Here is a 22,185-nt window from a genome sequence, read left to right on the forward strand (position 1 = left end):
GTTGGTTTGTGGATCAGGCGATCTTGATGCGCCTGTCGCCAAGGTCGACTTCAACGCGCAGGCGCCCGCCGAGCGCTTCGATGTACCGGCGCAATGTGTCGATTTGGGCGCGTTCGACCTGGCCGCGCTCGAAGGCGCTTATCCGGTTCTGGCTGACCTGCAATATGTCCGCGAGTTGGGTCTGGGTTAGGTTCTGGTCCTCTCGCAGCTCTTTGAGGGCGAGCGCACGCAGCTCGCCACGCGTGGGGGTCTTGTGCGTCTCGACTGCGGCCCGAACTACAGGTCGCTGCGCGAGCCAGTCCCGAAGCGTGGTCATTGCTTCCTACGTCCTTTCCTGCCTCTAGGGAGTGTCGGAAGGTCCGAATTCTATCCAGCTTGGGCGATCACGATGTCGTCGTTCTGGCGTTTCTAATGTTCTTGTTTGTCGCCGTCGGCGATCACCATAGGCTGCGGAGCGAAGGTGTACAAGACAACGGGCGCACCAGCTGGGGATGCGCCCACGGATCCGGTTCGATGGCCTTTCATGTCCTTCCGGGATCAACTCGTTATATGTGCGCCAACATACGTCACCGTAGATCGCTGTAGCTCTTTATCCTACGGCGCCGTAGGTTTTATCGGCGATTCGTGACCACAACTCGAGAGGTGCGATCACCGGCTCGGGACTGCGATCGCGAGAGCGGCCAAAGGGTGGTCGCGTGCTCCAGATTGGCCGAACGGCCAACGGAGAGAGTGGAATACAATGCCAGGGTTGTAGAGCGCTGTCGGTTTATGCCGTCGTAGGGTGCGTACGGGAAAACTCACATACCCCAGCTTATTGAAAGCCCGAAGATTTTGTGGCAACGTACGGTCGTGATGAGCCTGTGATGTTTTTGTTATACGTCAGTGAATGACCGTTGGTGTAGGGAAATTGTAAGTCCGTTATCTGGTTGTGATCGAAGGGATGGGGCATGTCATATGTGGTTGCCGCACCGGGTTCGCTAGTCGCGGCGGCGATGGATATCGCCGGGATCGGCTCGATTGTTAACGCAGCGAACGCTGCGGTGGCGAGTCAGACGACAGGGGTGATGGCAGCCGCGGCGGACGAGGTGTCGGCGGCCATCGCGGCGTTGTTCCGCACGCAGGCGCAGGAATATCAAGCCTTGAGTTCCCAGGTCGCAGCCTTCCAAGCCCGCTTGGTGCGGACCTTGGCGGCGAGCTCGGAGTCGTACGCGCTCGCGGAAGCCGCCAACGCATCGCCGCTGTTGGGGGCCGCGCGGGAAGCGCTCGGCGGAGCGCCTGCGGCCACCGCCGGCGGCGGTGGAGGTGCCACGACCAGTGGCGAAGCCGCGAGCGCCGGTGCCACTAGCGGCGGTGCCGCCAGCGCTGGTGTTACCGGCGGCGGTGCAACCGGCAGTGCTGGTTCTAGTAGCGGCGGTGCGGCCGCCACCGCCGGTGCCAGTGGCGCCGGTGTCGTCGCCACCGCCAACCCCACCAGCAGCGGCGCCGTCGCCAGCGCTAATCCCACTAACAGCGGCGCCGTCGCCAGCGCCAATCCCACTAACAGCGGTGTTGTCGCCAGCGCCGTTGCCGCTGGCGACGGCGCCGTAACCGGCGCCGCCACTGGCGCGGGGGGCAGCGGGGTAGTGGGTGAGTTTGTGGTGGGTTCGCAGTGGGATGGCGGGTTCGTGGGTAGTTACACGATCACGAATTCTGGTGATACCGCTGTGTCTGGTTGGCAGTTGGAGTTCGATGTGCCGGCCAACGAATCCATCACCAGTTTGTGGAACGGGCAGATTGTTGAGTCGGATACCGGTTATGTGGTGACTCCGCAGTCGTGGACGCAAACAATTGAACCCGGTGGTTCGGTCACCGTTGGGTTCCAGGGCACGCAGGGTGGCGCCGCGTGGGAGCCGACGAATGTGGTGATCAACGGAGAGCCCGTCACCGGTGGTGGTGACGGCGGCGGCTCGGGTAGCGGTTCTGGTGGTGGTGACGGTGGTGGTTCGGGTAGTGGTTCTGGTGGCGGTGATGGTGGTGGTCCTGGGTCTGGTTCTGGTGGTGGTGAGGTTCCGGTTGGGGAGTTTTCTCCCTACATTGATGTGACGTTGTGGCCGCCGCCGAACTATGCGGATCTGGCTGCGGCGGGGATCGATGACGCTACGCTGGCGTTCATTGTCAGCGGTGCCGGTGGCGACCCGGCCTGGGGTGGGGTGTATTCGCTGAATGATCCGTTTATCGCGTCGCAGATCGCTGAGATGCAAAGCGTGGGTATCGATCCCACGATCTCGTTCGGTGGTGCCAATGGTGTGGATCTGGCGTTTACCGCGGCCGATGCGACGGTGTTAGCGGCGCAGTTGCGGTCGGTGGTCAATAGCTTTGGGATCTACAAACTCGACTTTGATGTCGAGGGTGGGATGCAGGCCAATGAGCCGGTGTTGACCAGGCAGGCGCAGGCGATTGCGTTGTTGCAGGCCGAGATGGCTGCTGCGGGTACTCCGGTGGAGGTGTCCTACACGTTGCCGGTGTTGCCGACGGGGTTGACTCCGGATGGGTTGGGGGTGTTGGAGATCGCTAGTGAGGCCGGTGTGGAGGTGACGCGGGTCAACATCATGGCGATGAACTACGGCGAGTTTTTCTCTGGCGCCAATCCTGACATCGGTGGTTTGGCGATTCAGGCCGCGGAGTCGGTGCATGGTCAGTTGATGGCGATGGATCCGTCGCTGTCGGCTGAGGAGGCGTGGGCCAAGGTCGGGGTGACGCCGATGATTGGTATCAATGATGTTCAAAGTGAGGTGTTTACGGCCGAGGATGCCCAGCAGTTGGTGACGTTCGCTCAGCAGAAGGGTGTTGGTGAGCTGTCGATGTGGTCGGTGGCTCGTGACGCGACGGGGCAGTTGGGTTCGGTGACTCCCCATGGCAGCGGTATCGCACAAGACCCCTTTGAGTTCTCCCGGATCTTCGATCTGTACGACGAAGGCATTGTTGGCGGTGACGGCGGCGGTTCCGGTGGTGGTGACGGCGGCGGCTCGGGTTCTGGTGGTGGTGACGGCGGTTCGGGTTCTGGTGGTGGTGACGGCGGTGGCTCGGGTAGCGGTGGCTCGGGTAGCGGTGGTTCTGGTGGTGGTGACGGTGGTGGCTCAGGTTCTGGTGGTGGTGACGGTGGTAGCGGTTCTGGTGGTGGTGACGGCGGTGGCTCGGGTTCTGGTTCCGGTGGTGGTGAGGTTCCGGTTGGGGAGTTTTCTCCCTACATTGATGTGACGTTGTGGCCGCCGCCGAACTATGCGGATCTGGCTGCTGCGGGGATCGATGACGCTACGCTGGCGTTCATTGTCAGCGGTGCCGGTGGCGACCCGGCCTGGGGTGGGGTGTATTCGCTGAATGATCCGTTTATCACCTCGCAGATCGCTGAGATGCAAAGCGTGGGTATCGATCCCACGATCTCGTTCGGTGGTGCCAATGGTGTGGATCTGGCGTTTACCGCGGCCGATGCGACCGTGTTAGCGGCGCAGTTGCGGTCGGTGGTCAATAGCTTTGGGATCTACAAACTCGACTTTGATGTCGAGGGTGGGATGCAGGCCAATGAGCCGGTGTTGACCAGGCAGGCGGAGGCGATTGCGTTGTTGCAGGCCGAGATGGCTGCTGCGGGTACTCCGGTGGAGGTGTCCTACACGTTGCCGGTGTTGCCGACGGGGTTGACTCCGGATGGGTTGGGGGTGTTGGAGATCGCTAGTGAGGCCGGTGTGGAGGTCACGCGGGTCAACATCATGGCGATGAACTACGGCGAGTTTTTCTCTGGCGCCAATCCTGACATCGGGGGTTTGGCGATTCAGGCGGCCGAGTCGGTGCATGGTCAGTTGATGGCGATGGATCCGTCGCTGTCGGCTGAGGAGGCGTGGGCCAAGCTTGGGGTGACGCCGATGATTGGTATCAATGATGTTCAAAGTGAGGTGTTTACCGCCGAGGATGCCCAGCAGTTGGTGACGTTCGCTCAGCAGAAGGGTGTTGGTGAGCTGTCGATGTGGTCGGTGGCTCGTGACGCGACGGGGCAGTTGGGTTCGGTGACTCCCCATGGCAGCGGTATCGCACAAGACCCCTTTGAGTTCTCCCGGATCTTCGATCTGTACGACGAAGGCATTGTTGGCGGTGACGGCGGCGGTTCCGGTGGTGGTGACGGCGGCGGTTCGGGTTCTGGTGGTGGTGACGGCGGCGGTTCGGGTTCTGGTGGTGGTGACGGCGGCGGTTCGGGTAGTGGTTCTGGTGGTGGTTCCGGCGGTGGTTCGGGTTCCGGTGGTGGTGACGCCAGCGGTGTAGTGGGTGAGTTTGTGGTGGGTTCGCAGTGGGATGGCGGGTTCGTGGGTAGTTACACGATCACGAATTCCGGTGATACCGCTGTGTCTGGTTGGCAGTTGGAGTTCGATGTGCCGGCAAACGAATTCATCACCAGTTTGTGGAACGGGCAGATTGTTGAGTCGGATACCGGTTATGTGGTGACTCCGCAGTCGTGGACGCAAACGATTGAACCCGGTGGCTCGGTCACCGTTGGGTTCCAGGGCACGCAGGGTGGCGCCGCGTGGGAGCCGACGAATGTGGTGATCAACGGAGAGCCCGTCACCGGTGGTGGTGACGGCGGTGGCTCGGGTTCTGGTGGTGGTGACGGTGGTAGCGGTTCTGGTGGTGGTGACGGTGGTAGCGGTTCTGGTGGTGGTGACGGCGGCGGTTCGGGTTCCGGTGGTGGTGATGGTGGTGGTTCTGGTGGTGGTGATGGTGGTGGTTCTGGTTCCGGTTCCGGTGGTGGTGAGGTTCCGGTTGGGGAGTTTTCTCCCTACATTGATGTGACGTTGTGGCCGCCGCCGAACTATGCGGATCTGGCTGCTGCGGGGATCGATGACGCTACGCTGGCGTTCATTGTCAGCGGTGCCGGTGGCGACCCGGCCTGGGGTGGGGTGTATTCGCTGAATGATCCGTTTATCACCTCGCAGATCGCTGAGATGCAAAGCGTGGGTATCGATCCCACGATCTCGTTCGGTGGTGCCAATGGTGTGGATCTGGCGTTTACCGCGGCCGATGCGACGGTGTTAGCGGCGCAGTTGCGGTCGGTGGTCAATAGCTTTGGGATCTACAAACTCGACTTTGATGTCGAGGGTGGGATGCAGGCCAATGAGCCGGTGTTGACCAGGCAGGCGGAGGCGATTGCGTTGTTGCAGGCCGAGATGGCTGCTGCGGGTACTCCGGTGGAGGTGTCCTACACGTTGCCGGTGTTGCCGACGGGGTTGACTCCGGATGGGTTGGGGGTGTTGGAGATCGCTAGTGAGGCCGGTGTGGAGGTGACGCGGGTCAACATCATGGCGATGAACTACGGCGAGTTTTTCTCTGGCGCCAATCCTGACATCGGGGGTTTGGCGATTCAGGCCGCGGAGTCGGTGCATGGTCAGTTGATGGCGATGGATCCGTCGCTGTCGGCTGAGGAGGCGTGGGCCAAGGTCGGGGTGACGCCGATGATTGGTATCAATGATGTTCAAAGTGAGGTGTTTACCGCCGAGGATGCCCAGCAGTTGGTGACGTTCGCTCAGCAGAAGGGTGTTGGTGAGCTGTCGATGTGGTCGGTGGCTCGTGACGCGACGGGGCAGTTGGGTTCGGTGACTCCCCATGGCAGCGGTATCGCACAAGACCCCTTTGAGTTCTCCCGGATCTTCGATCTGTACGACGAAGGCATTGTTGGCGGTGACGGCGGCGGTTCCGGTGGTGGTGACGGCGGCGGTTCGGGTTCTGGTGGTGGTGACGGCGGCGGCTCGGGTTCTGGTGGTGGTGACGGCGGCGGTTCGGGTAGTGGTTCTGGTGGTGGTTCCGGCGGTGGTTCGGGTTCCGGTGGTGGTGACGCCAGCGGTGTAGTGGGTGAGTTTGTGGTGGGTTCGCAGTGGGATGGCGGGTTCGTGGGTAGTTACACGATCACGAATTCCGGTGATACCGCTGTGTCTGGTTGGCAGTTGGAGTTCGATGTGCCGGCAAGCGAATCCATCACCAGTTTGTGGAACGGGCAGATTGTTGAGTCGGATACCGGTTATGTGGTGACTCCGCAGTCGTGGACGCAAACGATTGAGCCCGGTGGCTCGGTCACCGTTGGGTTCCAGGGCACGCAGGGTGGCGCCGCGTGGGAGCCGACGAATGTGGTGATCAACGGAGAGCCGGTCACCGGTGGTGGTGACGGCGGTGGTTCGGGTTCTGGTGGTGGTGACGGCGGTGGTTCGGGTTCTGGTGGTGGTGACGGCGGCGGTTCGGGTAGTGGTTCGGGTAGTGGTTCTGGTGGTGGTGACGGTGGTGGCTCGGGTAGCGGTTCTGGTGGTGGTGCTGGTGAGGTTCCGGTTGGGGAGTTTTCTCCCTACATTGATGTGACGTTGTGGCCGCCGCCGAACTATGCGGACTTGGCTGCGGCGGGGATCGATGACGCTACGCTGGCGTTCATTGTCAGCGGTGCCGGTGGCGACCCGGCCTGGGGTGGGGTGTATTCGCTGAATGATCCGTTTATCACCTCGCAGATCGCAGAGATGCAAAGCCTGGGTATCGATCCCACGATCTCGTTCGGTGGTGCCAATGGTGTGGATCTGGCCTATACCGCGGCCGATGCCACGGTCTTGGCGGCGCAGTTGAGGTTGATAGTGGACACCTTCGGGATTCACAAGTTCGACTTTGATGTCGAGGGTGGGATGCAGGCCAATGAGCCGGTGTTGACCAGGCAGGCGGAGGCGATCGCGATATTGCAGGTCGAGCAGGCCGCTGCGGGTGGCCCGCCGATAGAGGTGTCGTACACGTTGCCGGTGTTGCCGACGGGGTTGACCCCGCATGGGTTGGGGGTGCTTGAGATCGCTAACGATGCCGGTGTGGACGTCACCCGGGTCAACATCATGGCGATGAACTACGGCGACTATTTCTCCGGTTCTAACCCGGATATCGGGGGTTTGGCGATCCAGGCCGCGGAGTCGCTGCATGGTCAGTTGATGGCGATGGATCCGTCGCTGTCGGCTGAGGAGGCATGGGCCAAGGTCGGGGTGACGCCGATGATCGGCATCAACGATGTCCAAAGTGAGGTGTTTACCGCCGAGGATGCCCAGCAGTTGGTGACGTTCGCTCAGCAGAAGGGTATTGGTGAGCTGTCGATGTGGTCGGTGGCTCGTGACGCGACGGGGCAGTTGGGCTCGGTGACACCGCATGGCAGCGGTATCGAACAAGATCCGTTTGACTTCGCTCGGATCTTCGACCAGTTCGATGAAAGCACCGGTGGTGGTCCCATGACCGACGGCCCGCCCGGACGGTGGTGACAGCGGCGGCACCGACACCGGTGGCAGTAGTGGTGGCGGTGGTATCCGTCCCGGCGATGGTAGTAGCGGTGGGGTGCCGGTTGGGGAGTTTTCTCCCTACATTGATGTGACGTTGTGGCCGCCGCCGAACTATGCGGACTTGGCTGCTGCGGGTATCGATGACGGCACGCTGGCGTTCATTGTCAGTGGTGCTGGTGGTGAGCCCGCTGCCGATGCCACGGTGCTGGCGGCGCAGTTGAGGTTGATAGTGGACACCTTCGGGATTCACAAGTTCGACTTTGATGTCGAGGGCGGGATGCAGGCCAATAAGCCGGTGTTGACCAGGCAGGCGCAGGCGATCGCTGCATGGTCAGTTGATGATGCCCAGCAGTTGGTGACGTTCGCTCAGGAGAAGGGTGTTGGTGAGCTGTCGATGTGGTCGGTGGCTCGTGACGCGACGGGGCAGTTGGGTTCGGTGACTCCCCATGGCAGCGGTATCGCTAATCCCGCGGCGATGGCCCGCCCGGTTACGACAACCCGTCAAGCCCGCTCACGCCCAGCAGCCCGCCCGTGCCGCCGGTGCCGCCAGCACCGTTCACGTCCCCACTACCGCCGTTGCCGCCGTTGCCGCCGTTGCCGATGAACACAGCGTTGCCGCCGTCCCCACCGTCACCGCCCGGCCCTACGCCGGCCCCCCCGGCGCCCCCGGCGCCGCCGTTGCCGATAAGCCCGGCGGCTCCACCGCCGCCGCCGGCTCCGCCGAAAACGGGTAACCCGCTCCCGCCAAACCCGCCGGTACCGCCGGTACCGCCGTTGCCGTAGAGCAGGCCGGCGTTGCCACCGGCCCCACCGTCTCCGCTGGAGCCGCCCATGCCGGTGGTGGAGCCGCTGCCGCCGTCGCCGCCGTCGCCGCCGTTGCCGAGCAACCAGCCAGCCCCGCCTGCGCCTCCGTTCCCGCCGGCGCCGACCTGAGTCGCGGACCCGCCGTTGCCGCCGTCGCCGCCCGAGCCGAACAGCCCGCCGGCCCCGCCTATTCCCCCGTCGCCGGCAGGCTCGTCGCCGATGCCGAACCCGCCAGTGCCGCCGGACCCGCCCGAGCTGAAGAGCCCGCCGGCCCCACCGGTGCCACCAGCCCCACCTCCGGCGCCGCCGGCCCCGCCAATGCCGCCAGCGCCCCACAGCAGCCCGCCGGCACCACCGGCACCGCCGGACCCGCCCTGAAGATTTCCGGAGTCGCCGCCGGCACCGCCAGCCCCGCCCGTGCCGAACAGCCCCGCAGCCCCGCCAGCGCCCCCGGCTTGGCCGGTTGCGCCGGACCCGCCGGCCCCGCCGTTGCCGAACAAGAGCCCGCCGGCCCCGCCTGCTTGCCCGGTCCCCGGGGCTCCGTTCGCGCCGTTGCCGATGAGCGGGCGTCCCAATAGCTGCTGAGTGGGCGCATTGATCAGATCCAGCAAGCCCTGCAATGGTGCCGCGGCGGCGGCCTCGGCGCTGGCATAGGAGCCCGCACCGGCGGTCAGGGCTTGCATGAATTGCTCATGAAACGTCGCCGCTTGGGCGCCGGCCGCCTGATAGGCCTGCGCGTATTCCCCGAACAGCGCCGCTATAGCTGCCGACACCTCGTCGGTACCGGCCGCCAACAGCCCCGTGGTCTGGCCCGCCGCTGCCGAATTTGCGGCACTCAGCGACGAGCCAATGCGGGCCAGATCGGAGGCTGCTGCGGCTATCGGTTCCGGTGCCGCACTGACAAACGACATTGAACACCTCGCTCTAGGTCATCACCGAAGCCATGTGCTGCGCGCCCGGAGGCGGCGCTATATGACTATGGGATCCAGTCGGGTGAACTACATCGGCCGAAACGCGTATTCTGCGCGGCAACTCACCCCGGCAGAACCCCTACCGGTTGACCTCGCCGATGCTCTCCCACCTTCAGGAAGTGCTCCGGTGCACCCTGACGCTACTTGAGCTCGGACGACGACAATCCAAGCAATCGGCGGGCGACCACCAGCTGCTGGATCTGCTGGGTGCCTTCGAAGATGTCCAGGATCTTGGAGTCGCGGCCCCACTTCTCCAAGAGCGTCTGCTCGGAATAGCCCGTTGTTCCTGCCAATTCGACGCTCTTCAGAGTTACGTCGCTGGCCATCCGGCCGGCCTTGGCCTTGCTCATCGACGCCTCTTTCGAGTTGGGGATGCTGTTGTCGGCCTGCCAAGCCGCGCGCAAGGAGAGCAGGTAGCTGGCCTCCCAATCGGCTTCCATGCGCAGGAACTCGGCGGCGGCGGCACTCTGGGCGTGCGACGGTTTGTCGTAATCGATCTCCACCCCGGCGTGGGTGAGGATCTTGCGAATTTCCTCCAGCGCGGCGCGGCCAATCCCGACGGCCATGGCGGCAACGATAGGCCGGGTGTTGTCGAAGGTCTCCATTACCCCCGAAAAGCCCTTTCCGACTTCAATTTCCGGGTTGCCCAGCAGGTTGCCCTTGGGGATGCGGGCATTGTCGAAGCGGATCACCGCGGTGTCGGAACCCTTGATACCGAGCTTGTGTTCGAGCCGCTCGACCGTCACGCCGGGGTGCTCGCGCGGCACGATGAACGACTTGATCGCGGGGCGGCCGAGAGACTTGTCGAGCGTGGCCCACACGACGATGTGAGTGGCACGCGAACCAGCGGTGACAAAGATTTTTTCGCCGTTGATCACGTACTCGTCGCCGTCCAAGGTGGCGGTCGTTGACACCGCGGCCGAGTCCGACCCGAAGTCCGGTTCGGTGATGGCCATGGCGGCCCACACCTTGCCCAGACGCTCCAACTGTTCGTCGGTGGCGACCGCGGAGATGGCCGCGTTGCCCAGGCCTTGGTAGGGCAGTGACAGCATCATTGCGACGTCGCCCCAGCTGGCTTCCATCGTCTGTACCAGTGCGGCCATGTTGGCGCCGTTGTGGTTCTCGTCCTTGCGTTCGTCCTCGTCACGCAGCGAATCCGCTCCGGCGAAGTGGAACGAATCGGAAGCACCCTCGAACAGATTGATCAGGGTATCGAGTTCGACGGGGTACGCGTGCTCTTTCAGGTCGTACTTGCGGGCGATCGGGCGCATCATCTCCGCGGCGCCCTGATGCGTCTTGACTATTACCGCCTGCAACTTGCGGGGGAGCTCCAGATTGATTGCCATGATTGATCTTTCGGTTCTCAGGTATGGATTCAGATGACGACGACGCCCTCGGCCACGCCGATAGCACGCAGATCGCGATACCAGCGTTCGACGGGGTGCTCCTTGGTGAAGCCGTGGCCGCCAAGCAGCTGTACGCCGTCGAGGCCTATTTGCATGCCTTTTTCGGCGCCGAGGCGTTTCGCCAACGCGGCTTCACGGGCGAATGGAAGGCCCTGCTCGGCTCGTGATGCGCCGCGCCAAGCGATCAGCCGCAGGCCGTCCAACTCAATGGCGATGTTTGCGCACATGAACGCCACCGCTTGCCTATTGGCGATGGGTTCGCCGAAGGCGTGGCGCTCTTTGACATAGGGGATGACATAGTCGAGCACCGCGTGCGAGGTACCGACCGCCAGCGCCGCCCAGCCCAGCCGAGCCATGGCGATCGCCTCCGAGTAGGCGGTTGCATAGTCGGTGTCGGGCGCATCTTGTTCCCCAAGCCGGGCGCTCAGCGGCACGGACACGCCGGACAGCTCGACCTGGCCCAGGGCTGCGGCGCGAATCCCCATGCTTGGGTTGGGCTTTACTGTCAGGCCCTCGGTGGATGACTCGACGATGAACAGTGTTGGCTTGCCGTTGAGTTGCGCGCCGACGATGAAGAGTTCGGCCTCGGCCGCTGCCGGCACCAACGACTTCAGCCCGTCGATGCGGTACCCGGATGGGGTGCGCACCGCCGTAGTCTTCAGTCGGGTGGGGTCGAACAGGGGCTGAGGCTCGGCGATGGCCACGCAGGCCTGCGGGACATTGTCGCCGGCGAACTCTTTCAGGAAGGTGGCCTGCTGATCGGCGCTGCCCCAATGTGTTAGCGCAGACGCGACGCCTCCGGGCGCCAGAATTGGCAGTGCAAGCCCCATGTCGCCGTATGCCAGGGCCTCGGCGACCAGCACGGTGGTCATGCTGGAGCGGTGTTCGGCGATGCCGTCGAATTCCTCGGGGATGCTGATGGCGGTGATGCCCAGCTCTGCGGCCTTGGCGATCAGGTCTGGCGGGTACGTCGTCGCTTCGTCAGCGTCATGGGCAGCGGGTCGAATAATTTGCTCGGCGAATTCGTCGACGGTCTCGACGATCAGTTTCTGGTCGTCGTCGGGTGCTAGGTCGAAGTAGTCGCGGCCGCTGGACTTGAGCCGGGTCGGTCCGCCGCGCAGGCTCTGGATCCGCTTGAACTGGCGGGTGGTGGCGCCGGCGGTGGAGAACATCGTCTTGACGCCGTAGCGCAGGGCTCGGTTGAGCGGATCGCGTATTTGGTATCTGTCCAAGAAGTCCTGACCGACGATCGGCGTAAGCAGCCCAAGTGCGACATCAATTCCGGTCCTTTTGTGCCGCGACAGCCCGACCCCAGTCTTGCGGCCACGTCGTCGGGCGCGCAAGGGCGACCGGTCTGACGACGAATCAGCAGTGGGAGTTGGAGTAGGAAGTGTGTTGGTCATCTCAGCAGCCTCGGCTTGTTGGGGCGATGCGGATAACTCTATCTTACTCCGGAGTAAGATAGGTAGGGCCGTGTTAACTAATTCACACCCCAGACGGGCTGGTCAGTGCCGGTAACCGCCGGGCTGGCGGCGCTGGCGAGGGTGTCGATCTCGCTCGACTTGGCGATGTCCCAGTCTTGGCACGCTACCCGGCGTTAAGCCTCGTGAGCACGTCTTCGTGGAGTAGGCCGTTGGTTGCCACCGCGCTTCCGCCGTGGGGTCCGGCAGCGCCCTCCAGGCTGGTGAATTGCCCGCCTGCCTCACGCACGAGGATGTCCAACGCCGCCAGATCCCATACCGACACCTCCGGCTCGGCGGCAATGTCGACTGCTCCCTCGGCCACCAAGCAGTAAGACAGGAAGTCGCCGTAGCCGCGCACGCGCCACACGGCATCGGTCAGTCCGATGAAGTTTTCGCGCACCCCGCGGTGCGCCCAACCCGACAGACTGGAGAACGACAGGCTCGCCGAATCCAGATTCGCCACCGCCGAGACCGACAATCGCCGCGGCTGCCCGCCGGCGACTGCTGCGAACGTGCCCTGACCGCGTGCGGCCCACCACCGTCGTTGCAACGCCGGCGCACTTACCACGCCAACTGCCGGGACACCGTCGTCGAGCAGCGCAATCAAGCTGGCCCACACCGGCACTCCGCGCACGAAGTTCTTGGTGCCATCGATCGGGTCGATGATCCACTGCCGACCGGTGAACGTAGGCGTCCCGCCGAATTCCTCGCCGACGACATCGTCTCCCGGCCGGTCGCGCGTGAGCGCCTCGCGCAAGTCGGATTCAACCGACTGGTCGGCGTCGGTCACCGGGGTCAGATCGGGCTTGGTGTCGATGCGCAAGTCGAGTGCGCCGAATCGGGCGCGTGTCAGCGCGTCCGCGCGGTCGGCCAGCGCCAAGCCGAGGTGGAGATCGTCGTGGATCATCGGGGCCGCCTCCCCCACCAGTGGGTGGTACCCCCACTGCAGCGGGCGGGCGGTGGCCCTACTGCGTCGCCGGCGCGGTTCATGTCAGAAGTCCTACCATGGCGACGTGGGATGGGAATTTGGCGTGCTGCTCATCTTGGTGGCGGTGCTGGTAGTACTTGTTGCCCCGCGGTTGTTTCCGCGCGGCCCACGCGGTGCCGTGGCCAGCGGCACGCTGTTGGTGACCGGCGTGAGTCAGCCCCCCGACGCCGGCGAGGAGCAGTACGTGACCATTGCCGGAATCATCAACGGACCGACGGTCAGTGAACACGCCGTGTATCGGCGCATGGCCGTCGGTGCCGACCAATGGCCGACCGTTGGTCAGATGCTTCCGGTCGTCTATTCGCCAAAGAATCCCGATAACTGGAATTTTGCACCGCCTGAGCCGCCGGCCGGCTAGGCAGCGGGTCACCCGGCTGCTGGTGGGTGTGCCATGACCGTGAGGCGGACTCCGTATCGGGGCAGCACGCCCGAGGCGCGGTTGGCTGTCGCGATAGGCATTCCGGCGATGGGGGTGCCGTGGCCGGCGACCTCGGTCCCCGGCAGGGTTGTAAGGCCGGCCGGCGACAATGCCGCGACGGTGCGCGTTGAGGGTGCGGCCCAGCTGGCCGGCACCGAGAGCTGCCCAATCGAGCCCGCCCGGCCGGCGCTGGCCAGCACCGCACCGCGCGCGCCCACGCCCGACAACTCGGCAGCCGGACCGCTCGCGGGCAACGAGGCGAGATTCGCTGCATTCAGGCTGGCGGCAGCCGGCAAGATGCCCAAGTCCTTCTCACTCGAAATGAGTCCGCTGACGAAGCTCTGCACATTCTTGACCATGGCGACCGCGGCGAAACTAGCGAATATCTCGTCAAAGAAGCCAAGGAGCAAATCTTCAGGGGGTGTGCCGGGGAAGATGCCGAGGGACGTCGGCAGTGCTTGGAGCGTTTGGGATACTGCCTCAATAAACTGCAACAGCGCGTCGGTGGCGGCTGCGCTGGCGGAAGCCTGGTTGACGGCGGCGGCCTGAGCGGCCTGCCCGGCCGGGTTGGCGGTCTGCTGTGGGGAGGAGAACGGCGTCAACTGTGTCGCCGCCGCCGAGCTGGTGGCGTAGCCGTACATCGCGACGGCGTCTTGGGCCCACATCTCGGCGTACTGTGCCTCGGTGGCCGCGATCGCTGCGGTGTTCTGACCGAAAAAGTTCGTCGCGATCAGCGTGAGCAGCTGCGCGCGGTTTGCCGCGATCACCGGTGGTGGCACCGTCATCGCATAGGCTTGCTCAAAGGCGGTCGCTGCCGCCGTGGCCCGGATAGCGGTCTGTCGTGTCTGTTCGGCGGTCGCGTAGAGCCAACCCACATAGGGAGCCGCCGTGGCCGCCATCGACTCGGATGCTGGTCCACGCCAGTTCAAGGTGGTGAGGCCAGAGAGAATCGATCCGTAGGTCTCGGCGGTTGTGCTCAACTCGGCGGCGAGGGCGTCCCAGGTGCCCGCAGCGGCCAGCATTGACGTCGATCCCGGTCCCGTATACATCCGAGCGGAATTGACCTCCGGCGGTAAGAGCGCGAAATCCATTGTGTTGCATCTCCTTAACTAGCATGGTTTGTGTGATCAGGGTTCTGCACAACGCCGATCTTCAGGCGTGCGATGGTCGATCAAGTTTGTCTTCCAGTAATTTTCGCTATCTAGGTAATCGTGTAGTGGGTCCTCCTGGCTGTCGCGCTGCTGCTGGATTGTGGCGCGGCGCTTAGCGGCGGGGCTGCTTCTCGGAGACCCCGCGCATCGCATTGCGAGGTCAAAATTGCTGCAGCCCAAGTCATATGGCGGCTTTCGGCTAGCGTCTCGTGAGAAGTGCCGTTGCCCGGCGGCCCCGCGGGAGTGTGGCGTGGCGCGCGTGAACGCGGGATCCACTTGGACACCAAAGGAATTCGTACCCAGGCGTGCGCAAAGGACATGTTGGACTACCTTCGTTTGCAGCGTGTATCTAAGCTCGCAAACGGTCGTGGCGCGCCGCGTCCGGGTACTAGTGAATTCCTAGCGGATGTTAGCCGAACCACTGGCGGATGGTAAGCGAACTGCCCGAATTCGAGGTATCGCCCCGTTGACTCATTTCTCATGCCCGCGTGGGCGATTCGTTGCCTCATCTGGGTATGCCCGCGGGCGACGATCGGGGACGGAGTTGTCGTTGGCGGTCCGTCGGCAGGGGACCGGGCGGTTGGTGGGTCGCTAGGAGAAGGTTTTTCGGACTCGAGTCAGCCGGCAGGGCGCTACGGCGGACGGCCGCCGCAAGATCCCCCCGCGCCAAGAACTGGGCATCCTCGGATGAGGCAACGGGCAACCGAAGTGAGCATCGTGATGCGATCAAGCATCAGGATCGTCAAAGCCGCCCACGCTATGGTGATGGCGCACGCGATTGGGCTGAATTTGCGTTTGGCTCCTCGTCGTCAGCGGCGCAACGCGATCTATGCGGTTTGCGTCCGTTGTTCCCAACGCGAGCCACCTCGAGGAATCGCGACAGCGAGTTGAGAACCCCGATAGCGGGAGAATCGCGCCACCGGAGCCGCCTTCCGGCTACCCGGCCGCTGGCGGGTGTGCCATCACCGTCAGCCGGACACCGTATCGGGGCAGGACGCCCGAGGCGCGGTTGGCTTGCCCGATTGGCATCCCGGCTATGGGCGTACCGTGTCCGGCTACTTCTGTCCCCGGCAGTGTCGTGAGGCCGGCCGGCGATAGTGCCGCGACGGTGCGCGTCGACGGTGCGGCCCAGCTGGCCGGGACCGAGAGCTGACCGATCGTGCCGGCCCGGCCGGCGCTGGCCAGCACTGCACCGCGCGCGCCCGACATGCCGGCTTGGTTGGCCGCCGATACAAGCCCCGCGTCGGCCGAAATAGCGCTCGCGAACACGTGGTCGGGAATTATGCCCAAGGTGTTCTCGGTCCCAATGATTCCACTGATCATCGACTGGATGTCCTGGCTCGCGCTGGCCGTAGCGAACACGGCGAACATTTCGTCAAGGATGGTGAAGTCTTCGGGGACGAGGTTGGGAAGCCCGGGTATGAACTGGTTCAGGTTGGAGACTATCTGCGACAACGGGTCCATAGCGGCTGCACTGGAGGCAGCGTGGTTGACTGCGGCGTTCTGGGCCGCCAGCCCGGCAGGATTGGTGGTCTGTTGCGGCGAGGCGAACGGCGTCAACTGCGTCGCCGCCGCCGAGCTCGTGGCGTATCCGTACATCGCGACGGCGTCCTGGGCCCACATCTCGGCGTACTCCGCCTCGGCGGCTGCAATCGCTGCGGTGTTCTGGCCAAAAAAGTTCGTCGCGATCAACGTGAGCAGCAGCGCTCGGTTTGCCGCGACAGCTGGTGGCGGGACAGTCATCGCATAAGCTTGTTCGAACGCCGCCGCCGCAGCAGTAGCCTGGATGGCCGTCTGCCGCGTCTGTTCAGCGGTCGCGTAGAGCCAACCCACATACGGAGCCGCCGTCGCTGCCATCGACTCGGATGCTGGCCCACGCCAGTTCAGAGTGGCGAGACCCGCAAGAATCGATCCGTAGGCCTCGGCAGTCGTGCTCAACTCGGCGGCGAGGACGTCCCAGGTGCCGGCGGCGGCCAACATTGACGCCGAGCCTGGCCCGGTATACATCCGGGCCGAATTGACCTCCGGCGGTAAGAGCGCGAAATCCATTGTTTTACATCTCCTTAACTAGATTTGATGTGCGATGAGGGTCGGTACTGCGTCGAGCCTTGGTATGTGATGGTCGATCAACCGGTTCCCCACGTTCGGAGGTTCGGGTGGTGGATTTGGTTAGTCCTCCTGACTATTGCGTGGCCGCTGGCGGTTGGAGTCGCTTATCAAGGTGGGAGTCCGGCGTCGAGGCGCGGCCCAACCGCGTTCACCACGACGAGAGGGCCACGATGGCCTCGCGGGCCAAGTTGACCAGTCAAAATTGCTGTGGCCCAGGTCATATGGCGATGTGTGGCGACCGAACGACGGTGGCTCGCGCCCTGATCGCACGGTCGGGGTTGCGGTCGTGTGATGGCATTCTGGCTGCGTGTTCAGTGGGTTGACGAGGGACCTCATCGGCGGGCGGCGGGATGGGGCGGCATGGCGTGCGCACATGCGGGTTCGTGTTGGACGCTAACGGGATTGGTATCCAGGCGTGCGCAAAGGGCATCGTGGACTACCTTCGGTTGCAGCGTGTATCTAAACTTGCAAACGGTCGCGGTGCGCCGCATCCGGAAGCGGTGAACTCCTCGCGGATGTTCGGTGAACTCCTGGGGTTTAACGATTTATCACATCGCCGAATCACACGACGTCGGTAGCGCGCGTCGATTGAGTTGGTAGATTCCCCGGATCAGTTCGCTGCACATTGGGTGCGACGTTGTCGTCGCGTAATAGTCGCAGCGCGAACTGTGCCTTTTCGTCCATTGCTGCCGATGCAGGAAATTACCCGGCGGCGGGAGGACGCGACATCACCGTCAGCCGGACCCCGTAGCGGGGCACAACGCTCGAGGCGCGCTTCATCGTTCCCACTGGAATCCCAGGAGCCGCTGCCGAGCCGGGCTCGCCCGCGTCAGTGCCGGGGAGGGTGGTCAAGCCGCTGCCCGACAATGCCGTGACCGGGCCGGTCGACGGCGCGGTCCACGACGCTGGCACGGACAACGGCCCGATCGAGCCCGCCCGGCCCATACCTGCGGAAACCGCGTTGACGAGCTGTGCACCACCCCCAGTTTCGGCTGCTGAGAAGACCGGACCGAGCCCGCCCGGCACCAGCTCCGCCGGATTGTCTGCGCCGCCCAAGAGTCCGAGGCTGTTCTCGGCCCCGATGATTCCCGCGCAAAACGACTCAATGTCTTGCGACACGCCGATCGTCGCGTAAACACCGAATATCGCGTCCAAAATGGTGAAGTCGTCGGGAAGGACGTGTGGCCAGGACTGGACCGCCTGCAGCGCCTGAGACAGTGTTGAAGCCAGCTTTGACAAAGCCGTTGGCGTAGCCGCAGCGGAGTTGGCGGCCTGATTGACCGCCGTGCTCCCAGCCGCCAACCCGGCAGCGTTAGTCGTTTGCTGTGGAGGGGAGAACGGCGTCAGCTGGGTGGCAGCCACCGAGTTGGTGGCGTAACCGGACATCGCGGCAGCGTCCTGAGCCCACATCTCGGCATACTCCGCCTCCGTCGCCGCGATAGCTGCGGTGTTCTGCCCCAAGATATTTGACGAGATCAATAATTTCAGCGCGGCGCGGTTGGCCGCGACCACCGTCGGGGGCACCGTCATCGCGTAGGCCTGCTCGAACGCCGCCGCTGCCGCTCTGGCCTGGTTGGCGGTTTGCTTGGTCTGGGTGGCGGTCACCTCCAGCCACCCCACGAACGGAGCCGTTGTGGCCAGCATCGATTGGGACGCCGGACCCCACCAATGAATGCCGGTGAGGCTTGCAGTCACCGAGTTGTAGTTCTCGGCTGCGGAAGCCAATTCGGCGGCAAGCTGATCCCAGTTTCCCGCGGCAGCCAACATCGAACTCGAACCCGGACCGGCGTACATGCGCGCAGAATTGACCTCCGGCGGCAAGAACGCATAATTCATTACTTCACAGCACCTAACTGGCCGGATTAGGCCGTGCTACCGGCCTAAGTGAGTGAGAAGAGCCGGCGCTGGCTCCTTTTATAGTGACGATCGGTTCCACGAAATTGGCGCGCTTCGACCACGGGCCACTCGATACCTGTTGATATTCAAGGTAAGTCGGGCAGCAGTCAGTGTACAAGTGGATAACGGGTGCCGCATCGCGAAAGTTGGGAATGGGATCAGCTGGAATTGGGAAATGGAGGCTCAGAGACTTTCAATCACGGCGAATTTAAATGAGTTCTGAGCATCAGCTGTGAAATTGCGGACAAAATGGTTGAAATGCGCAACACTCCGACGCCAGGCGCCGCAGCAGCTGGAGGCCATCGGGCCGATAGCAGGACCTACAATCGGACCTACGACGCAACGCGTTGCGCGTTCGCGATACGTTCTACCAACATGTAGTGCTCGTCGGATCTCGGAGATGGTGCGGTGGTAAAGGTCTTCTTGGTCGACGACCACGAGGTCGTTCGGCGCGGCCTCATCGACTTGCTCGGGGCAGATGCAGAACTCGACGTTGTCGGTGAGGCGGGATCGGTAGCGGAGGCAATGGCGAGGATTCCCGCCGCCCGCCCCGATGTCGCGGTTCTTGACGTCCGATTGCCGGACGGCAACGGCATCGAACTGTGCCGTGATCTGTTGTCCCGCATGCCCGAGCTGCGTTGTCTGATCTTGACGTCGTACACGTCCGACGAGGCAATGCTGGACGCCATCCTCGCCGGAGCCAGTGGATATGTCGTCAAAGACATCAAGGGAATGGAATTGGCGAACGCCGTGAAAGAGGTCGGCGCCGGGCGGTCGCTGCTCGACAATCGGGCTGCGGCGGCATTGATGGCGAAATTGCGGGGCGCCACCGAGAAGCACGACCCGTTGTCCGGCCTCACCGACCAGGAACGCACGTTGCTCGGTTTGCTCAGTGAGGGGTTGACGAACAAGCAGATCGCCAACCGGATGTTCCTGGCCGAAAAGACGGTCAAGAACTATGTGTCCCGCCTGTTGGCCAAACTGGGTATGGAACGCCGGACGCAAGCTGCGGTCTTTGCCGCGGAACTCAAGCGCTCCCAACCATCCGGCAACGAATAGGCACCTACGCGGTCGCCTCGGCGGGCCATTCGACGACCTGAGAAAGTCCGCGCCGTGGAGTCGATGGCAACGGATCGGCATTGATCGGCGCCCAGCCCACGCGGAGCAGCATCTGCGGGTACCCGCCAGCCCCGAACACGTCGGCGCGGACCGCGTCACGCGTTTGTTGGATCTCCAGGGGTTCGGTGATCGGGCAGCAGGCCAGCCCCATCGCTGTCGCCGTGAGTAAGACGACACTGGTGGCCTCCCCGGCGCGCAAACGCGCCAGCCTGTCGTCGTTCTCGGTACCTAGTGCCAGGAGCGCGGCGCTGTCTTCGGTCGGTGCTACGCCGGACGGCTGAGCCAGACCGGGTCCAGCGAACACGCGACCGGGGATGGGCGCAGCCGGTTCGGAGCGGGGCGCGCTACGGGCCGGAACTCCAGCCACCGAACTGTATCGCCCACTCCACGCAGTGAGCTCGCGGACGTAGTCGTCGTTGGCTGCGTGGTCCCCGACAGCCTGCGCGACAATCCTGCGCATGGCGTCGAGCGAGTCGACTTGACGCAGCATCACGCCACTGCGAGCTGCCCGGGCAGCAAGTAAGGCGATGTCGCCGCCGGCCACCGGCCAGGAACTGTAGGTCCGCCGATCGGTTCGCCGTCGCGGTATGGCCGCCGCCAACGCGATGTCGGATTGGTCGGGGATCTGTGGGGCAACCTCGACGGTGGCCAGGTGGCGCGGGTCTTCGGAATCGGGGAGCCGATGCACCTTCGCGTGCCAGCCCATCGCCGCCAGTGCGACGACACAGTGATGTAGAGCCGCACCGCAGCTGATGATCAAGTCCCGTCCATCGGGATCGGTGTTGAGCAGCTGCATTTCCGGTTCTGAGTACAAGTCAAGGCTGCTGGCCCGCACTCGCCACAGCCACGGTTGCGTGTTGTGGATCGACGGTGCCCGAATGGCCAGCGTGAGGACGGTGCTGAGGGTGTCAGTGGCCGGGAATTGGGCGTTCATGGATGGCGCCTCTTTCCTGTCGGCAAGTTCGTGCACTCAAGCATCAGGTGATGGCAACGGCAGCGGCAGAGCCCGAAGCCCTCGGGGACGAGGGACTTCCGGCCCTGCCGTCGCATGCGTCATCGACGGATAGTGCTACTGAGGGTTCTCGATGTCCCTAGATGTCCCGGGGAGGCCGCCAGCAATGAGTCACTTGAGCACACTCGATGCGGGTTTCCTTCAGGCAGAAGACGCGGATCGGCACGTGAGTCTCGCCATCGGGGGACTGGCGGTCATTCAGGGGCCGACTCCCGACTACGACGCCGTGTTGTCGTCGCTTGCCGGACGGATTCGTGGCTGCCCTCGGTTTGGGCAGCGGTTGCTGTTGCACCCCCTCGACCTCGGTGCACCCGAATGGGTCGACGACCCAGACTTTGACCTGGGCCGGCACATACGGCGCACCGCGCTGCCGCGGCCCGGGGACGACCACGAGCTGTTCGGGCTGATCGCCGATTTGATGTCTCGGCGTTTGGACAGAGATCGACCCCTGTGGGAGATCTGGGTCATCGAAGGCCTGGCGGAGGGCAAGTGGGCGATCCTGACGAAACTCCACCATTGCATGGCTGACGGAATCGCGGCGACCCACGTCCTCGCGGGGTTGTCCGATAGCGGCATCAGCGAGAGCTTTGCCACCGACCTCCACCCCAGTGGACCGGAATCCGCGAGTGCGGCGCAGGGCGGAAGCGGTAGGAATCCGCTAAGCCCGGTGGTCATGATGGGCGGGCTATGGAAGGCGTCGACGGCTGCTACGGCAGGCTTCGCCCGTGTGGCCCAGGGTGCCGCCGAGATCGCCGCTGGATTGTTACGCCCGGGGACTTCGTCGTTGAACGGACCAATAGGCGATCTGCGTCGCTACAGCGGGGCACGGGTTTCCCGCGCCGACATCGACCAAGTGTGTCGAAAGTTTGACGTCACCATCAATGACGTTGCACTTGCTGCGATTACGGAAAGTTACCGCACGATGTTGATCCGGCGTGGTGAGCGGCCCCGCCCCGATTCCCTTCGCACCCTGGTGCCGGTTTCGGTGCGATCCACCCGTGCGTTGAGCAAGACCGATAACCGGGTGTCGTTGATGCTGCCGTACCTCCCGGTGCACCAGGCGGACCCGATTCAGCGACTGCGCATGGTGCACTCCCGGCTGAAGCAGACCAAGGCAGGCGGGCAGACTCAAGCAGGGAATCTGTTCATGTCGATCACCAACCTGATTCCCTTCCCGCTGACGGCATGGGCCTTCAGGCTCTTGATGCGGCTGCCGCAGCGCGGTGTCGTCACAGTGGCAACCAATGTGCCAGGTCCGCGCCAACCGATGGAGATCATGGGCAGGCGGGTGGTTGGTCTGTACCCGGTGCCGCCGATCGCGATGCAATTGCGAACTGCCGTTGCGATGCTCAGCTACGCCGATGACTTCTTCTTCGGAGTCTTGGCCGACTACGACGTGGTAGCCGATGCCGACCAGCTTGCCCGGGGAATCGAAGTCGCGATCGCCCGATTGGTCGAGATCAGCAAGGGGCGCCGGAAACCGCGCCGACGCGGCGCTCTCACTCTGGTTGTGTAGTAGCTAATCTGGGGAAGCTCGG

14 protein-coding genes are annotated in these 22,185 nt (G+C 63.9%); 5 read left to right on the plus strand and 9 right to left on the minus strand.

Annotation, left to right across the window (positions count from 1 at the left end):
* Positions 1-13 precede the first annotated feature (13 nt).
* A complete protein-coding gene (locus F6B93_RS06150) occupies positions 14-316 on the minus strand; it encodes a helix-turn-helix domain-containing protein (protein WP_211698304.1) in 303 nt (100 codons plus the stop codon).
* 631 nt (positions 317-947) lie between these two features.
* Here F6B93_RS06150 and F6B93_RS23370 point away from each other — a divergent pair.
* A complete protein-coding gene (locus F6B93_RS23370; protein ID WP_281426139.1) occupies positions 948-7,292 on the plus strand; it encodes a cellulose binding domain-containing protein in 6,345 nt (2,114 codons plus the stop codon).
* A 73-nt stretch (positions 7,293-7,365) separates the two neighbouring features.
* The gene (locus F6B93_RS06170; protein WP_211698305.1) at positions 7,366-7,914 is read left to right on the plus strand and encodes a glycoside hydrolase family 18 protein; all 549 of its coding nucleotides are present in this window, start codon (positions 7,366-7,368) and stop codon (positions 7,912-7,914) included.
* On the opposite strand, the gene F6B93_RS06175 is transcribed toward F6B93_RS06170, so the two are convergent.
* The 4 genes from F6B93_RS06175 to hisN form a co-directional block, all read right to left on the minus strand.
* Positions 7,799-9,025 carry a PE family protein gene (locus F6B93_RS06175; RefSeq protein WP_211698306.1) on the minus strand — a complete coding sequence of 409 codons (1,227 nt, stop codon included), beginning with the start codon at positions 9,023-9,025 and terminating at the stop codon, positions 7,799-7,801. The two genes, F6B93_RS06170 and F6B93_RS06175, sit on opposite strands and share 116 nt — an antisense overlap.
* Positions 9,026-9,225: 200 nt before the next feature.
* Positions 9,226-10,431 (minus strand): acyl-CoA dehydrogenase family protein, encoded by a 1,206-nt coding sequence (locus F6B93_RS06180; protein WP_211698307.1) that lies wholly within the window; start codon positions 10,429-10,431, stop codon positions 9,226-9,228.
* 29 nt (positions 10,432-10,460) lie between these two features.
* Positions 10,461-11,894, minus strand: a complete 1,434-nt coding sequence (locus tag F6B93_RS06185) for an acyl-CoA dehydrogenase family protein (protein WP_211698308.1) — start codon at positions 11,892-11,894, stop codon at positions 10,461-10,463.
* A 184-nt stretch (positions 11,895-12,078) separates the two neighbouring features.
* On the minus strand, positions 12,079-12,861 hold the full coding sequence (gene hisN, locus F6B93_RS06190) for a histidinol-phosphatase (protein WP_211698309.1): 783 nt from the start codon (positions 12,859-12,861) through the stop codon (positions 12,079-12,081).
* Positions 12,862-12,967: 106 nt separating this feature from the next.
* Here hisN and F6B93_RS06195 point away from each other — a divergent pair, with 106 nt between their 5' ends.
* Positions 12,968-13,300 (plus strand): hypothetical protein, encoded by a 333-nt coding sequence (locus F6B93_RS06195; protein ID WP_211698310.1) that lies wholly within the window; start codon positions 12,968-12,970, stop codon positions 13,298-13,300.
* 8 nt (positions 13,301-13,308) lie between these two features.
* Here the strand turns inward: F6B93_RS06195 and F6B93_RS06200 are convergent, their stop codons facing one another.
* From F6B93_RS06200 to F6B93_RS06210, 3 genes are all read right to left on the minus strand, one after another.
* A complete protein-coding gene (locus F6B93_RS06200) occupies positions 13,309-14,451 on the minus strand; it encodes a PPE family protein (RefSeq protein ID WP_211698311.1) in 1,143 nt (380 codons plus the stop codon).
* Positions 14,452-15,447: 996 nt separating this feature from the next.
* Entirely contained in the window at positions 15,448-16,560 is a 1,113-nt protein-coding gene (locus tag F6B93_RS06205) for a PPE family protein (RefSeq protein WP_211698312.1), read from the minus strand.
* A gap of 762 nt (positions 16,561-17,322) precedes the next feature.
* Positions 17,323-18,456 carry a PPE family protein gene (locus tag F6B93_RS06210; protein ID WP_211698313.1) on the minus strand — a complete coding sequence of 378 codons (1,134 nt, stop codon included), beginning with the start codon at positions 18,454-18,456 and terminating at the stop codon, positions 17,323-17,325.
* Positions 18,457-18,924: 468 nt separating this feature from the next.
* Here F6B93_RS06210 and dosR point away from each other — a divergent pair, with 468 nt between their 5' ends.
* Positions 18,925-19,575 carry a hypoxia response regulator transcription factor DosR/DevR gene (dosR, locus tag F6B93_RS06215; protein ID WP_211698314.1) on the plus strand — a complete coding sequence of 217 codons (651 nt, stop codon included), beginning with the start codon at positions 18,925-18,927 and terminating at the stop codon, positions 19,573-19,575.
* Between the two features lie 4 nt (positions 19,576-19,579).
* On the opposite strand, the gene F6B93_RS06220 is transcribed toward dosR, so the two are convergent.
* On the minus strand, positions 19,580-20,569 hold the full coding sequence (locus tag F6B93_RS06220; protein WP_211698315.1) for an Acg family FMN-binding oxidoreductase: 990 nt from the start codon (positions 20,567-20,569) through the stop codon (positions 19,580-19,582).
* Between the two features lie 184 nt (positions 20,570-20,753).
* On the opposite strand from F6B93_RS06220, the gene F6B93_RS06225 reads away from it, so the two are divergent.
* The gene (locus tag F6B93_RS06225; protein WP_211698316.1) at positions 20,754-22,163 is read left to right on the plus strand and encodes a WS/DGAT/MGAT family O-acyltransferase; all 1,410 of its coding nucleotides are present in this window, start codon (positions 20,754-20,756) and stop codon (positions 22,161-22,163) included.
* The last annotated feature ends 22 nt before the right edge of the window (positions 22,164-22,185 follow it).

This window comes from Mycobacterium spongiae (genome assembly GCF_018278905.1).
GTDB lineage: Bacteria > Actinomycetota > Actinomycetes > Mycobacteriales > Mycobacteriaceae > Mycobacterium > Mycobacterium spongiae.

Coding starts and splice junctions, on each gene's coding strand:
- F6B93_RS06220 (WP_211698315.1), bottom strand. CDS start 20,569: ATGAACGCCCAATTCCCGGCCACTGACACCCTCAGCACCGTCCTCACG.
- hisN (WP_211698309.1), bottom strand. CDS start 12,861: ATGATCCACGACGATCTCCACCTCGGCTTGGCGCTGGCCGACCGCGCG.
- F6B93_RS06180 (WP_211698307.1), bottom strand. CDS start 10,431: ATGGCAATCAATCTGGAGCTCCCCCGCAAGTTGCAGGCGGTAATAGTC.
- F6B93_RS06185 (WP_211698308.1), bottom strand. CDS start 11,894: ATGACCAACACACTTCCTACTCCAACTCCCACTGCTGATTCGTCGTCA.
- F6B93_RS06210 (WP_211698313.1), bottom strand. CDS start 18,456: ATGAATTATGCGTTCTTGCCGCCGGAGGTCAATTCTGCGCGCATGTAC.
- F6B93_RS06175 (WP_211698306.1), bottom strand. CDS start 9,025: ATGTCGTTTGTCAGTGCGGCACCGGAACCGATAGCCGCAGCAGCCTCC.
- F6B93_RS06225 (WP_211698316.1), top strand. CDS start 20,754: ATGAGTCACTTGAGCACACTCGATGCGGGTTTCCTTCAGGCAGAAGAC.
- F6B93_RS06200 (WP_211698311.1), bottom strand. CDS start 14,451: ATGGATTTCGCGCTCTTACCGCCGGAGGTCAATTCCGCTCGGATGTAT.
- F6B93_RS06205 (WP_211698312.1), bottom strand. CDS start 16,560: ATGGATTTCGCGCTCTTACCGCCGGAGGTCAATTCGGCCCGGATGTAT.
- F6B93_RS06150 (WP_211698304.1), bottom strand. CDS start 316: ATGACCACGCTTCGGGACTGGCTCGCGCAGCGACCTGTAGTTCGGGCC.
- F6B93_RS23370 (WP_281426139.1), top strand. CDS start 948: ATGTCATATGTGGTTGCCGCACCGGGTTCGCTAGTCGCGGCGGCGATG.